The sequence below is a fragment of the Erwinia psychrophila genome (genome assembly GCF_039023475.1).
Lineage (GTDB): Bacteria > Pseudomonadota > Gammaproteobacteria > Enterobacterales > Enterobacteriaceae > Erwinia.
In genome coordinates this window covers 139,081-152,940 of record NZ_JBCHVB010000007.1, presented here as the reverse complement: position 1 = coordinate 152,940, position 13,860 = coordinate 139,081, and the positions used below count along the sequence as shown (strand labels likewise).

General features: G+C 56.7%; 13 protein-coding genes and 3 tRNA genes. 7 read left to right on the top strand and 9 right to left on the bottom strand.

The genetic code is table 11. The features are described from left to right. Positions 1-72: 72 nt before the first annotated feature. Entirely contained in the window at positions 73-1,416 is a 1,344-nt protein-coding gene (gene argA, locus AAH446_RS16540) for an amino-acid N-acetyltransferase (RefSeq protein ID WP_342907770.1), read from the bottom strand. Positions 1,417-1,643: 227 nt separating this feature from the next. Here argA and amiC point away from each other — a divergent pair, with 227 nt between their 5' ends. Continuing rightward, the gene (gene amiC, locus AAH446_RS16535) at positions 1,644-2,897 is read left to right on the top strand and encodes an N-acetylmuramoyl-L-alanine amidase AmiC (protein WP_342907769.1); all 1,254 of its coding nucleotides are present in this window, start codon (positions 1,644-1,646) and stop codon (positions 2,895-2,897) included. Positions 2,898-2,987: 90 nt separating this feature from the next. On the opposite strand, the gene AAH446_RS16530 is transcribed toward amiC, so the two are convergent. From AAH446_RS16530 to AAH446_RS16520, 3 genes are all read right to left on the bottom strand, one after another. Next, positions 2,988-3,064 (bottom strand) — tRNA-Met (locus AAH446_RS16530). Positions 3,065-3,131: 67 nt separating this feature from the next. After that, positions 3,132-3,208, bottom strand: a tRNA-Met gene (locus AAH446_RS16525). 62 nt (positions 3,209-3,270) lie between these two features. Further along, positions 3,271-3,347, bottom strand: a tRNA-Met gene (locus AAH446_RS16520). 208 nt (positions 3,348-3,555) lie between these two features. Between AAH446_RS16520 and mltA the strand changes: the two genes are divergently transcribed. Then, positions 3,556-4,698: a murein transglycosylase A gene (mltA, locus tag AAH446_RS16515; protein WP_342907768.1), complete on the top strand. Its 1,143-nt coding sequence runs from the start codon at positions 3,556-3,558 to the stop codon at positions 4,696-4,698. A 52-nt stretch (positions 4,699-4,750) separates the two neighbouring features. Further along, positions 4,751-5,551, top strand: a complete 801-nt coding sequence (tcdA, locus tag AAH446_RS16510) for a tRNA cyclic N6-threonylcarbamoyladenosine(37) synthase TcdA (RefSeq protein ID WP_342907767.1) — start codon at positions 4,751-4,753, stop codon at positions 5,549-5,551. Positions 5,552-5,583: 32 nt separating this feature from the next. On the opposite strand, the gene csdE is transcribed toward tcdA, so the two are convergent. Together csdE and csdA are read right to left on the bottom strand one after the other, a co-directional pair. After that, on the bottom strand, positions 5,584-6,024 hold the full coding sequence (gene csdE, locus AAH446_RS16505) for a cysteine desulfurase sulfur acceptor subunit CsdE (protein WP_342907829.1): 441 nt from the start codon (positions 6,022-6,024) through the stop codon (positions 5,584-5,586). After that, positions 6,024-7,229 (bottom strand): cysteine desulfurase CsdA, encoded by a 1,206-nt coding sequence (csdA, locus tag AAH446_RS16500; protein WP_342907766.1) that lies wholly within the window; start codon positions 7,227-7,229, stop codon positions 6,024-6,026. The genes csdE and csdA overlap by 1 nt, the downstream gene beginning before the upstream one ends. Before the next feature lie 215 nt (positions 7,230-7,444). Here csdA and AAH446_RS16495 point away from each other — a divergent pair, with 215 nt between their 5' ends. From AAH446_RS16495 to rlmM, 4 genes are all read left to right on the top strand, one after another. Then, entirely contained in the window at positions 7,445-7,669 is a 225-nt protein-coding gene (locus tag AAH446_RS16495; protein ID WP_338557844.1) for a YgdI/YgdR family lipoprotein, read from the top strand. 343 nt (positions 7,670-8,012) lie between these two features. Beyond that, entirely contained in the window at positions 8,013-8,930 is a 918-nt protein-coding gene (gene gcvA / locus AAH446_RS16490; RefSeq protein WP_342907765.1) for a glycine cleavage system transcriptional regulator GcvA, read from the top strand. Positions 8,931-8,987: 57 nt separating this feature from the next. Continuing rightward, positions 8,988-9,383, top strand: coding sequence for a DUF423 domain-containing protein (locus AAH446_RS16485; RefSeq protein WP_342907764.1), 396 nt, complete (start codon positions 8,988-8,990; stop codon positions 9,381-9,383). Further along, a complete protein-coding gene (gene rlmM / locus AAH446_RS16480) occupies positions 9,376-10,476 on the top strand; it encodes a 23S rRNA (cytidine(2498)-2'-O)-methyltransferase RlmM (RefSeq protein ID WP_342907763.1) in 1,101 nt (366 codons plus the stop codon). The genes AAH446_RS16485 and rlmM overlap by 8 nt, the downstream gene beginning before the upstream one ends. 72 nt (positions 10,477-10,548) lie before the next feature. On the opposite strand, the gene xni is transcribed toward rlmM, so the two are convergent. The 3 genes from xni to queF form a co-directional block, all read right to left on the bottom strand. Beyond that, positions 10,549-11,334 carry a flap endonuclease Xni gene (gene xni, locus AAH446_RS16475; RefSeq protein ID WP_342907762.1) on the bottom strand — a complete coding sequence of 262 codons (786 nt, stop codon included), beginning with the start codon at positions 11,332-11,334 and terminating at the stop codon, positions 10,549-10,551. A 46-nt stretch (positions 11,335-11,380) separates the two neighbouring features. After that, a complete protein-coding gene (ppnN, locus tag AAH446_RS16470) occupies positions 11,381-12,745 on the bottom strand; it encodes a nucleotide 5'-monophosphate nucleosidase PpnN (RefSeq protein ID WP_342907761.1) in 1,365 nt (454 codons plus the stop codon). A 204-nt stretch (positions 12,746-12,949) separates the two neighbouring features. After that, positions 12,950-13,795: an NADPH-dependent 7-cyano-7-deazaguanine reductase QueF gene (queF, locus tag AAH446_RS16465; protein ID WP_342907760.1), complete on the bottom strand. Its 846-nt coding sequence runs from the start codon at positions 13,793-13,795 to the stop codon at positions 12,950-12,952. Positions 13,796-13,860: the final 65 nt, after the last annotated feature.

The following is a 13,860-nucleotide window of genomic DNA, read 5'->3' as shown; positions in this document are numbered from 1 at the left end:
GGCGCGCCGGCGCCGGCGGAGCGGGATAAAACGGTGCGGGCGGCCGCCCCGGCGGATCGGGGCAGGCGGCGGCTAAACCTGCCGGGCGTGGCGGAGGTCCGCCATCAGCACTTTGGAGCGACGCTGATAGTTATACATCTCCTTTTTGCTTTCCGGCAGCAGCTCAATATCCACCGGCATAAAGCCGCGCTCCTGAAACCAGTGGATGCTGCGGGTTGTCAGCACAAACAGCTTTTTCAGGCCCATCTGGCGGGCCTGCAGCGCGACCCGCTCCAGCAGCTCCTCTCCGCGTGCCGAGCTGCGGTAATCGGGGTGCACGGCCACGCAGGCCATCTCTCCAATCTCCTCTTCGGGGAAGGGATAAAGGGCCGCACAGCCGATGGTCAGATTGTCCCGCTCGATAATGGTGAATTTATCAATTTCCATCTCCAGCTGCTCGCGGGAGCGGCGTACCAGAATCCCCTGCTGCTCCAGCGGGCGGATCAGCTCAAGGATGCCGCCGATATCATTGATGTTGGCGCGGCGAATTTTCTCGGCGCTTTCCATGACGATCTGCGTACCGATACCATCACGTGAAAACAGCTCCTGCAACAGTGCGCCATCCTCCTGGTAGCTAATCAGATGGCTGCGGCGTACGCCGCTACGGCACGCCTTAACGGCGCCGCGCAGGAAGCGTACCGTGCCGGAGAGGTAATCATCTTCATTCTCCAGCTCCTCAATACGCTTCTGCGCTTCGTCCGGAAAGAGTTCAGAAATGACCTTCCCTTCGCTGTCATTGACGCCCTGCTCTGAACAGAAGCCGATCATTTTCTCCGCTTTCAGTTTAATCGCCAGCTGCGTGGCAACTTCTTCTGAAGTGAGGTTGAAGCTTTCGCCGGTCACGGAGACCGCAACCGGACCCAGCAGCACAATCGCGCCGCTGTCGAGCTGGCGATGAATAGCCTCTTCATCAATGCGGCGGATGCGTCCGCTGTGGCAGTAGTCCACGCCGTCATCCACGCCCAGCGGCTGGGCGATAATAAAGTTGCCGCTGACGACATTAATATGCGCGCCCTGTAACGGCGTATTGTTCAGGCTCATAGAGAGGCGGGCGGTAATATCCAGCTGCAGCCGGCCCGCCGCCTGCTTCACCAGCTCAAGCGCCGGCGCATCCGTCACGCGGGTATACTTATGGTAAAGCGGTTCCAGCTGCTGCGTGGCGAGACTGGCATCAATCTGCGGTCTGGCGCCATAGACAACCACCAGCCGGATGCCAAGACTGTGCAACAGGCCAATATCATTGACGATACTGGAGAAGTTCTCATGCTCTATGGCTTCCCCTCCCAGCATGATGACAAAGGTCTTACCACGGTGGGCATTGATATAGGGGACGGTATGACGAAACCCCTGAACCAGCTCGGTACTCCGTTCCTTCACGGCAAACCTCTATGAATTATTATTCGCTAAAACTGTATTTTTATTCTTTTGGCGGTCTTGTGCAAGCGGCAATTGGTTCGATTTTTAACTGGCCCGGACGGCAGGTCCGGACCAACAGGCGACGATGTGGTGCTTTTATGGGTGACACCGCCAGACGGATTAGTTAAAGTTTTTCACCTTGGTAGTCATTTGGCTTTTTTTTATACAGTACAGCAGACTGGAGTGGCATGACCGATTTACAGTCCCCCGGCCGTCGCCGGTGGTTAAAGAGCGCGGGCGCGGTCTGGCTTCTCAGCGTCAGCAAAATTGGCCTGGCCGCCAGCAGCCACATGGTGGCCATTCGCATCTGGCCTTCCTCGACCTATTCCCGCGTCACGCTGGAATCCAGTTCGCCGCTGAAATATAAACAGTTTGCGCTGAGTAACCCGGAACGAGTGGTGGTGGATATCGAAAATATTCACCTTAATCCGGTATTGAAGAAAGTGGGCAACCTGGTTCGCAGTGACGATCCCTATATAAAGAATGCCCGCGTGGGTCAGTTTGATAAAAACACCGTGCGGCTGGTGCTTGAGCTCAAGCAGAACGTCACGCCCAAGGTTTTCACTCTCGATCCCGTGGCGGGCATTAAGAACCGTCTTGTGCTGGATCTTTATCCTGCCAGCGCCAGCAGCAGGCAGTATGAGGACGATCCGCTGCTGGCGCTGCTGGAAGATTACAATAAGGGCAACCTTGAGCAGAACCAGCCGGCTGCCGCGCCGCGACCCGGCAAGGCTGGCAGGGATCGTCCCATCGTAGTTATGCTCGATCCGGGACATGGCGGCGAAGATCCCGGCGCGATCGGCAAACACAAAACCCGCGAAAAGGATATCGTGCTGAAGATCGCGCGCAGGCTGAAAGCGCTAATCGACAAAGAGCCGAATATGCGCGCCTATATGACGCGTAATGAGGATGTTTTTATTCCGCTGAAGGTGAGGGTGGCGAAGGCCCGCAAGCAGCGCGCCGATCTGTTCATTTCTATTCACGCCGACGCCTTTACCAGCCGGTTAGCGCGGGGATCCTCTGTTTTTGCGCTCTCAACCAGTGGTGCGACCAGCACCGCCGCCCGCTATCTCGCCCGCACGCAGAATGAATCCGATCTTATCGGGGGCGTCAGCATGAGCGGAGACCGCTACCTCGATCACACCATGTTCGATATGGTGCAGAGCCTGACCATTAACGACAGCCTCAAATTCGGCAAGGAAGTGCTTTCCCGCATGGGCAGGATCAACCATCTGCATAAAAAGACGGTAGACCAGGCGGGCTTTGCGGTACTTAAAGCGCCGGATATTCCTTCCATTCTGGTCGAAACGGCGTTTATCAGTAATCTGGAAGAAGAGCGTAAGCTGCGCACGGGGAAGTTTCAGCAGCAGGTGGCGAACTCTATTCTGGCGGGTATTAAAGCCTATTTCGCTAACGGCGCGCCGCTGGCACCAAGAAAATAACCGGGGAAGCGGGTGGCAGAGGAGGCCATCCGTTGTGATTCAGGGGGAAACTGGCGAATGCCAGAAACAAAAAAACACCCAGAAGGGTGTTGGTTGCGGGAGCCGGATTTGAACCGACGACCTTCGGGTTATGAGCCCGACGAGCTACCAGGCTGCTCCATCCCGCGTCCGTATAATACACCTGTCGCTTCCGTCACGACAGTTCTTTCTCACTTTTCTTCTCCAGAGGAGAAGTGGTTGCGGGAGCCGGATTTGAACCGACGACCTTCGGGTTATGAGCCCGACGAGCTACCAGGCTGCTCCATCCCGCGTCCGTATACTACACCTGTCGCTTCCGTCACGACAGTTTACTGCTTTTTCTCCAGAGGAGAATTGGTTGCGGGAGCCGGATTTGAACCGACGACCTTCGGGTTATGAGCCCGACGAGCTACCAGGCTGCTCCATCCCGCGTCCGTGGAAGCGCACTATACGCTGGATGGCTTTTGATGCAACCCCCTTTTTCAATAAAGTCAGGAAAATGCGCCTTACTGCTTAATTTATCCTCATCATGTTGAATTATTGCACCGGCATGGCAGAAACTTTTCCGGCAGCACGTTTAAATCTGCTGGGCGCTTTGCTATCTTCGGCCAGGAATTCCGCTTAATAGTAAGAGAGAACAATGAAAGGACGTTGGATAAAGTATGCAGTGACCGGGGCATTTATCGCCCTGCTGGCGGGATGTTCCTCAAAACCGACCGATCGCGGGCAGCAGTATAAAGATGGCAAGCTTGAGGTGCCGCTGGCGCTGGTAAATCAGCCGAATGCCAAAGGCCGTCCGGTCAACGGTAAAGACTTCAGCGATCAGGTTAATGAAGTGCAGTACGCCTCACCGGCGATGTTCTCACGCCAGGCGGGAATTTACAGCGCCATCAGAGGCTGGCTGATGGCGGGCGGCGACACGCGACAGCTGCGCCAGTTTGGCCTGAATGCTTATCAGATGGAAGGCACAGACAATTACGGCAACGTCCAGTTCACCGGCTATTACACGCCCGTGATCGAGGCCCGCTACACCCGGCAGGGGGAGTTCCAGTATCCGCTTTACCGTTTGCCGCCACGCCATAAAGGACGTCTGCCCAGCCGCGCGCAAATCTACAGCGGCGCGCTGGACGATCGCTACATCATCGGTTACAGCAACTCGCTGATGGATAATTTCATTATGGATGTCCAGGGCAGCGGCTACGTCAACTTCGGTGATGGTCGTCCACTGATGTTTTTCGGCTACGGCGGGAAAAACGGTCATGCCTACCACAGTATCGGCAAGGTGCTGATCGATCGCGGCGAAGTCAAACGCGAAGATATGTCTATGCAGGCTATCCGCAAGTGGGGCGAAGAGCACAGTCCGGCCGAGGTGAGGGAACTTCTTGAGCAGAACCCTTCATTCGTATTCTTTAAGCCTGAAAACTTTGCGCCGGTGCGCGGCGCCAGCGCCGTACCGCTGATCGCCAAAGCGTCTGTCGCATCCGATCGCTCGCTGATCCCGCCGGGAACCGCTTTGCTGGCGGAAATCCCGCTGCTGGACAATAACGGTAAATTTACCGGAAAATATGAGATGCGAATGATGGTCTCGCTTGACGTCGGTGGCGCCATTAAAGGACAGCACTTTGATATCTATCAGGGGATTGGCGAGGAGGCGGGCCATATGGCCGGCTGGTTTAACCATTATGGCCGGGTATGGGTATTGAAAACCGCGCCCGGTACGGGCGAACCGCTGTTCTCTTCTGCACAAAACAGTACGGGTAAAACGGCGCTGGTTACCCAGTAGCTTTTTCCCTGCGGGCTGGATCGCCAGCCCTTTTTTCATTCTGAGGTAAAGCATGACTTCTCTTTCTGACGCCTGGCTTCAGCGCTTTGGTGGAACTGCGCGTCTCTATGGTCAGCCCGCGCTGCAACTCTTTGCCGACGCGCATGTCTGCGTGGTGGGTATTGGCGGCGTCGGCTCCTGGGCTGCGGAAGCGTTAGCCAGGACCGGCATAGGGGCTATCACCCTGATTGATATGGATGATGTCTGTATCACCAATACCAACCGCCAAATCCATGCGATGAAGGGAACGGTGGGTCAGGCGAAAACCGAAGTGATGGCGGAGCGCATTCTGGCGATCAATCCGGAGTGTAACGTCACCTGCATCGACGATTTTATTACGGCAGATAACACTGCTGAGCTGATGAGCGCCGGTTTCAGCTATGTTATAGATGCGATAGACAGCGTGAGGCCGAAAGCGGCGCTGCTGGCGTGGTGCCGGCGTAATAAAATCCCGCTGGTTACCACGGGCGGGGCCGGCGGGCAAATCGATCCGACGCAAATTCAGGTCGCCGATCTGGCAAAAACCATTCAGGACCCGCTGGCGGCGAAGCTGCGCGAGCGGCTGAAGCACGATTTCAATATCGTGAAAAACAGCAAAGGTAAGCTGGGTATTGACTGCGTATTTTCCACCGAGGCGTTGATGTATCCACAGCCTGACGGCTCGGTCTGCGCTTCACGCAGCACGGCGGAAGGACCGAAACGAATGGACTGCGCCTCGGGGTTTGGTGCTGCCACCATGGTAACGGCAACGTTTGGCTTTGTTGCCGTCTCTCACGTCCTGAAAAAGATGATGGCAAAGGCCGCACGACGCTAGCTGAGGCGCGCCGCGCCGGACTGGCGGCGCGGTTAGCTTATCGCGGCCTTGCGTACGGCTTCGGCCAGCGCGCTGAGCCCGGCGCTACGCGAGGCGCTGAGCTGGTTGCGCAGCCCCAGCGTCTCAAACAGCGCCAGGGGATCGCTGCTTTGCAATGCGTCAGGCGTTTGTCCTTCGACCGCCGTCAGCAGTACCGCCAGCAGTCCCCGCACGATACGTCCCTCGCTCTCGCCATAAAAATGCAGGCTGCCATCCTCCCGTTGCTGGTGCCCCAGCCAGACGCGGTTTTCACAGCCGCTCAGTTCAATCTCTGGTGTTTTCAGCGCCTCGGGCAGGACGGGCAGCTGTTTGCCTAACAGGATCAGCTGGCGGTAGCGCTCTTCCCACTGGGTAAAGGCGGAAAACTGCTGTTTCAGACCCTCAGCGGTAATGAGATCGCCAAAGGGATGGGGGGCAAGTAAAGTTGTCATAATCAGTCCGCTAAAAGGTCAATGGCGGTCGCGAGGCTGGTTACCAGCGCGTCGACGTCGTTAAGCGTATTATAAGGGGCAAACGAGGCGCGCAGCGTGCCGCTTACGCCAAGCCGCTCAACAAGGGGCTGTGCGCAGTGCTGGCCGGCTCTGACCGCAATACCGCTTTCCGCCAGCAGCGTCACCACATCGCTGTGATGCAGGCCGGCGATGTCAAAAGAGAGCAGGCTGGAACGGCTGGCGCGAAAGCTGCGAAAGCCGGGCAGAGCGGCGAGACGCTCTTCAGCAACATTGGCCAGCCCGCAGCTCCAGCTTTCTGCCGCAGCAATATCGAGATCTTCCAGCCATTTCAGCGCCGCGCTCAGGCCGATCACGCCCGCCACGTTCGGCGTCCCGGCCTCAAATCGCCAGGGCACCGGCTGAGGCGTGAAGCCCTCAAAGCTTACTTTGCTTAACATCTTGCCGCCCCCCTGCCAGGCGGGCATCGCTTCCAGAAGATCGGTTTTGCCGAAGAGCGCGCCGATGCCCATCGGGCCATAAAGCTTATGGGCGGAAAACGCATAGAAGTCGATATCCAGCGCGGTGACATCCGGCGGCGCGTGCACCACGCCCTGCGCACCATCAATCATCACTTTAGCGCCGGCATCATGCGCCAGCCGGATGGCGTGCGCGATATCGGGCGCGCCGCCGGTAACATTGGACATCTGTCCCAGCGCCAGCAGGCGGGTGCGGGCGGTCAGTAAGTCTGGCAGCAGCGCCATATCCGGCAGGAGATCGTCGCCCAGCGGCCACTTGACGATCTCTGCGCCGGTCTGGGCCGCGACCATCAGCCAGGGGACCAGGTTAGCGTGATGTTCCGCTTCGCTGACGATAATCTCATCGCCGGGCTGCAGTCGCGGACGAAAATAGCTCTGTGCCACCAGGTTTATCGCCTCGGTGGTGCCTTTCGTCCAGACAATATTTCTTCCATCAGGCGCATTCAGCAGGCGGGCGACCGACGTCCGCGCCTCTTCATAGCGCTCCGTCAGCGCGCGCGCGGCGGCAAACTGGCTGCGGTGCACCGTACCCGCGCTGAGGCTGTAAAACTGACGTGTCGCTTCAATCACCGCCTGCGGCTTGAGCGTCGTCGCAGCGCTATCGAGGTAGACGCCGGCATCTTTCAGGGCCGGAAATTGCTGGCGAAACTGAACAGGGTTAAATGTCGTCATAATCTCCCCGACTGTGCATCATCCCGTCTGAGACGAGACTGAATTTTAGGCCGTTTTCTGGCAATGTTGGAAAAGCGCGTTATGCTGGATTATGCAAGGTTTAAACTATTACCCGCAAATATGAGCGCTACCGGCAGGCAATTTACGCGCTTTTTGCTTTCAGGTCGTGCTCTTCGGGTGGTTTATCGCATTACAATCTGCAAGGAGAAATAAAGATGAAAAAATTCGCTGCTATTATGGCCGCCTGCGCCATGACTTTTACTCTGGCCGCCTGTTCCAGCAACTACGTAATGCACACAAATGATGGTCGTACCATTGTTGCCGACGGCAAGCCCGTGGTCGATGATGATACCGGCATGATTAGCTATCAGGATGCTAACGGGAACAAGCAGCAGATTAACCGCTCAGACGTTAAAGAGATGGTTGAAATGGGGCAGTAAGTCTCAGGTAAAAAAAAGCACCGCAAATTGCGGTGCTATAAATGACTTTGGACAGACAGGGTAAATCTACAGGAATAAATGGTAGCCAGGCTACCGGTCTGAAAATCGTCAGACCAATTGCAAACACAACATCACGACCACAAGCCAAAAGCCTTTCAAAACTCTGCGTATTCGCCCAAATTTCAAACTGCTTTTCGTTCCGGCTCAGGAAGTGCGGCAACTATAGGTATTTGCTGGTGCATCCTCAACGGACAATTTATAATGCCTCGGATAAAAAAAACTAATACGTAAGGTTCCGTCAGGATCCTCTCGTCCCGTTGCTGTCACACTGTATCCGGTAACCATGTCTAAACGTCTTCCCCCCTTAAATGCACTGCGGGTTTTTGATGCCGCCGCTCGTCATCTCAGCTTTACCAAAGCGGCTGAAGAGCTCTTTGTCACCCAGGCTGCCGTCAGCCACCAGATCAAATCCCTGGAGGATTTCCTTGGCCTGAAGCTGTTCCGGCGGCGCAACCGCTCTCTGCTGCTGACGGAGGAGGGGCAAAGCTATTACCTGGATATTAAAGAAATTTTCACCTCGCTGAATGAAGCCACGCGCAAGCTCCAGGCGCGCAGCGCCAAGGGAGCGTTAACGGTGAGCCTGCTGCCCAGCTTCGCTATTCAGTGGCTGGTGCCGAGGCTCTCAAGCTTTAACTCAGCTTATCCGGGGATCGATGTGCGTATCCAGGCGGTGGATCGTGAGGAAGAGAAGCTTGCCGATGATGTGGACGTGGCGATTTTCTACGGGCGGGGCAACTGGCCCGGACTGCGGGTTGAGAAACTTTATGCTGAATACCTGCTTCCGGTCTGCTCTCCGCTGCTGCTGACCGGCGAGCGTCCGCTCAAGACGCCGGCGGACCTGATGCATCATACCTTACTGCATGACGCTTCCCGGCGGGACTGGCAGTCCTATACGCGCCAGCTCGGCGTCGCGCACATTAACGTGCAGCAGGGACCGATCTTCAGCCACAGCGCAATGGTTTTACAGGCGGCTATTCATGGTCAGGGCGTGGCGCTGGCCAATAATGTGATGGCGCAAACCGAGATTGAGGCCGGCCGGCTGGTCTGCCCCTTTAACGATGTGCTGGTCAGTAAAAATGCTTTTTATCTGGTTTGTCATGACAGTCAGGCAGAACTGGGTAAAATAGCCGCCTTCCGGCAGTGGATCCTGGCGAAAGCCGCCAGCGAACAAGAAAAATTTCGCTTTCGCTACGATCACTGAGATTTTATTTTGTGACGCGCCGCCACGGCGGCCCGTGCAACTCCGAGGAGAGCGTTAATGTCGAGTCGTGCAATGCTGATATTTGCCGCCATCAGCGGTTTTATGTTTGTTCTTCTGGGGGCGTTTGGCGCCCATGTATTGAGTCACTCGCTCGGGCCTGCGGAGATGGCCTGGATGAAAACGGGGCTGGAGTATCAGGCTTTTCATACGCTGGCGATTCTGGGGCTGGCAACGGCGATGCTGCGCCGGGCGAATATCTGGTTTTACTGGAGCAGCGCGTTTCTGGCGCTGGGTACGCTCCTGTTCAGCGGCAGCTTATATTGTCTGGCGCTCTCCCATCTTAAGATGTGGGTTTATATTACGCCGGTTGGAGGCACCTGCTTCCTGATTGGCTGGATACTGATGTTGGTTGGCGCACTGCGTCTGAAAAAAAGGGCAGAACGCCATGAATAAAGTTTTACTCTATTGCCGTCAGGGCTTTGAGAAAGAGTGTGCGGCGGAAATTACCGCTAAAGCGGCGGAGCGCCAGGTTTTCGGTTTTGCGCGGGTAAAAGAGGATTCCGGCTACGTGCTGTTTGAGTGCTACCAGCCGGAAGAGGCGGAAAAGCTGATCAAAGAACTCCCCTTCAGCGAGCTGATCTTCTCCCGCCAGATGATTGTGGTTGGTGAGCTGCTGCGGGATTTACCGCAGGAGGATCGCGTGACGCCCGTTACGGGCATGCTGACCGGTGTGGTTGAAAAGGGCGGCGAACTGCGGGTTGAAGTGCCGGATACCAACGAAAGCAAAGAGCTGCTGAAGTTTTGCCGTAAGTTCACCGTTCCCCTACGGGCCAGCCTGCGTGCCGCAGGCATTTTGCTGAAATTTGAAAGCGCGAAGCGGCCGGTCGTGCACGTCTTCTTTATTGCGCCGGGTTATTGCTATGTAGGCTACTCGCTACCGGAGAACAACTCGCCGTTCTTTATGGGCATCCCTCGCCTGAAGTTCCCGGCAGATGCGCCAAGCCGCTCAACGCTCAAGCTGGAAGAAGCCTTTCATGTTTTCGTGCCGGCCGATGAGTGGGATGAGCGACTGGGCAGCGGCCTCTACGCCGTCGACCTGGGCGCCTGCCCCGGCGGCTGGACTTACCAGCTGGTTAAACGCAGCATGATGGTACATTCGGTGGATAATGGCCCGATGGCCCAGAGCCTGATGGATACCGGGCAGGTGTTCCATCACCGTGAGGACGGCTTTAAATATCGCCCCACCCGCAGCAACATTTACTGGCTGGTGTGCGATATGGTGGAAAAACCGGTGCGGGTGGCGAACCTGATGGCGGACTGGCTGGTGAACGGCTGGTGCCGCGAAGCCATTTTCAACCTCAAGCTGCCGATGAAGAAGCGCTATGAAGAGGTGTCGCAGAACCTGGCGATGATCGATGAAAAGCTCAGGGCCAACGGCATCAATGCGCAGATCCGGGCGCGTCAGCTTTATCACGACCGTGAAGAGGTGACGGTTCATATCCGCCGCGTCTGGGGGGCGACGCCGGGCCGGCGTGATGAGCGCTAAGGCGGAACGGCCTGAATAACGATCCTGATTGCGGGGCGGGCTGATAGCAGCCCACCTCGCAAGCCTCTATTCCTACGGGCTGGACACGCCTATTCCGCGCTGCTGTTCCGGCAGCCTTAACGCTTTCAGATTCCCCTCCAGTACCAGATCGGTTTTCAGCGTCGCCACCTGGCGGCTGATGTCGGCGATAGTCTGATGCTCCTCCAGTTTTTTCCGCCATTTGTCGGGAACGTCGTGCAGGTTCTGGTAAATGGCATCCAGTGAGCCAAAGGTTTTCAGCAGCTGCGTGGCGCTTTTCGCGCCAATGCCCGCCACGCCCGGGATCTTGCTGCTGCCGATCCCGGCCAGACCCCAGTAGTCGGTGAGCTGGGCGGGGGCAACGCCAAATTCGCTGTCGATAAAGGGCACATCCAGCCAGCGCTTCTGAAAATAGTCGCGGATCAGAATACGGGGCGCCAGCAGCTGACAATAGCCCTTATCGGTGGAGACGATGGTGGCCTGACAGCCGTTTTCAGCCACTTTCGTGGCCAGCGTGGCGGCCAGATCGTCAGCCTCTTCACCCGCCGCCTGCCAGCAGGCAACGCCCGCCTGTTGAAAGGCGGCGCGGAGTAACGGCATCTCCTGCTGTAGCGTTTCCGGCATCGGCGCCCGGCCAGCCTTATACTCCGGCAGCAGCTGGTGACGCCAGCCTTCGTGACGCTCATCATCATCAAATACTGCCACGGCATGCGTCGGCTGAGAGTGAACGATCAGCTGCTGGAGGGCATGCAGGCAGGCTTCCCGGCACGGCGATCCCTGTACCGCATGAATGCGGCGGATTAGATTGAGGGCATCAACAATCAGTAAGTGAATCGTCATAGGTTACACATAAAGTGGGAGCGGCCTGTGCGCCGCTCCGGATGGATTACTTAATGATTTCGTAGCAGGGAATATAGGCAGTACCGGGCAGCTTCATGCGGTGCTGAGCAACAAATCCCTGTAACAGATCATCCATGCGGCGCATCATCTCCCGATCGCCCTTCAGCTTGTACGGTCCTTTCTCTTTGATCGCGCGAATGCCCACATCCTTCACGTTACCGGCAACGATGCCGGAAAACGCCCGGCGCAGCGAAGCGGCAAGCTCTTCCGCTGGCTGATCGGGATAGAGATTGAGGTTAGCCATATTTTCATGCGTGGGCACAAAGGGCACCTGAAGGTTCGGCGCGATGCGGATCGCCCAGTTGAAGCTGTAGGCATCGCCCGTTTCGCGACGGTACTCTTTCACTTTCGGCATCGCTTTCTTCATCTGGCGCGCCACCTCGGCGGCATCGTCAATGATGATGGTGTAATGCTTACGCGCCGCTTCGCCCAGCGTGCTGACGATGAATTCATCCATGACGCGGAAATAGTCGGCGCTCTCTTTAGGGCCGGTCAGGATCAGCGGCAGCACCTGCTCCTGGTTTTGCGGATTCATCAGGATCCCCAGCAGATAGAGCAGCTCCTCCGCCGTGCCCACGCCGCCCGGAAAGATAATAATGCCGTGCGCAATGCGGACAAACGCCTCAAGACGTTTTTCAATGTCCGGCATAATGATCAGCTCGTTAACCAGCGGATTAGGCGGTTCGGCAGCGATGATCGACGGCTCCGTCAGGCCAATAAAACGCCCCTCTTTATAACGCTGCTGCGCGTGGCCCACGGCGGCGCCTTTCATTGGGGCTTCCATGACGCCCGGTCCGCAGCCGGTGCAGATATTCAGCTCCCGCAGGCCCAGCTGTGAACCGACGTTGCGGCAGTACTGATATTCGACGGCGTTGATGGAGTGGCCGCCCCAGCATACGACGGTATTCGGCTCCTCACCGACATGCAGCGCCCGGGCGTTGCGCAGAAGGGAGAAGACCAGATTAGTTATCTGAACGGAATCTTCGATCTTCGGGTTCTGAAAATGGCCTGCGTTATCGACCTGGCCGTTCACAAACAGGATGTCGCGCAATACCGCGAACAGATTGGCCTGAAGCGAGCGAATAATCCGGCCATCCACAAAGGCTTCTTCCGGCGGATTAATCAACTCCAGCTTTACGCCGCGTTCGCGGCGCAGGACGTTAATATCAAAACTTTCAAAGCGCGCCAGCAGCTCGTGACTGCTGTCCGTCTGGCTTCCGGAGTTAAGGACCGCAAGGGAACAGTTACGAAACAGTTGGTAAAGATCGCTGCTGGCCGTTTGCTTCAGCATATCGACTTCAAGCTGGGACAGCAGATCCATTGAGCCAAGAGGGCTGATATGTGTGATCAAATTCACTCCTTTACACCCGTCCGGGTGGTGGTCACTCCCCGATAAACGCTGACAAATCCGGCTACGCCGGGAAAAACGCCGCGAAAATAAAATGTCCCCGGGCGAATTGCTTTCCCTTCGCCCCTTCACAGAGTAGCCCCGTCAGCACGGCTTTAACAATAGGGCAACCTGTACATCTGCGCAGCGGCACGCAAATCTTACTGATTACTGACGCACCAGACGGGAATGGCCAGGCTTCCAGTCACCGTTACTGCGCCAGGGATTGATATCCAGCCCGCCGCGCCGCGTATAGCGGGCGTAAACGCTCAGGCTTTCCGGCTGGCAAAAACGGTGAATGTCATTAAAAATGCGTTCAACGCACTGCTCGTGAAACTCATTGTGATGGCGGAAGGAGACCAGGTAGCGCAACAGCGCCTCACGCTGAATGCGTGGACCGCGATAGCTAATCTGTACCGAACCCCAGTCCGGCTGGTTGGTGATCAGGCAGTTCGATTTCAGCAGGTGGCTCACCAGCTGCTCTTCCACGATTTCCGGCAGCGTTGCCTGATGCAGATAATCTGGCGTGAACTGATAGTTATCAATTGCGATATCCTGTTCATCGATGCAGTAACCGGCAAATTGCCCAATCGGCTGTCCCTCAATTTCCTGCAAACGGAATAACGAAACGCTGACGTCACCCACGGCGCAGGCGCTGAGATCGCGCTCAAGCGTGGCACGGACTTCTCCCCAGTCGGCAAAACGGGTCTGGTTGAAGCTATTGAGGTAAAGCTTGAAGCTTTTCGACTCAATCAGGTTGAGGCTGCTGGCGTTAAGGGTCACTTCCCCTACGGCCACCTGCGGCAGGCCTTTTGCGTTCAGCCAGGAGAGCTCGTAAAGTGTCCAGATGTCGGCACCGTGAAAGGGAAGGCTGTCAGGATAGAGCCCCAGCGGTTCACGATTCATGCTCCGCGGTACCGCCTGGAGTAAAGAGGGATCGTAGCGATCGTGATATTCTGTTGGTTTCCCCAGAGTCAGGCCGTTTAACGCCTGGTGCGGATCCTGTAAAGACATCGTAATTACCTTATAACTTGTGCGTACGGGCAGCATCGCAAATAAATCCGTTCATTTACGGCTCA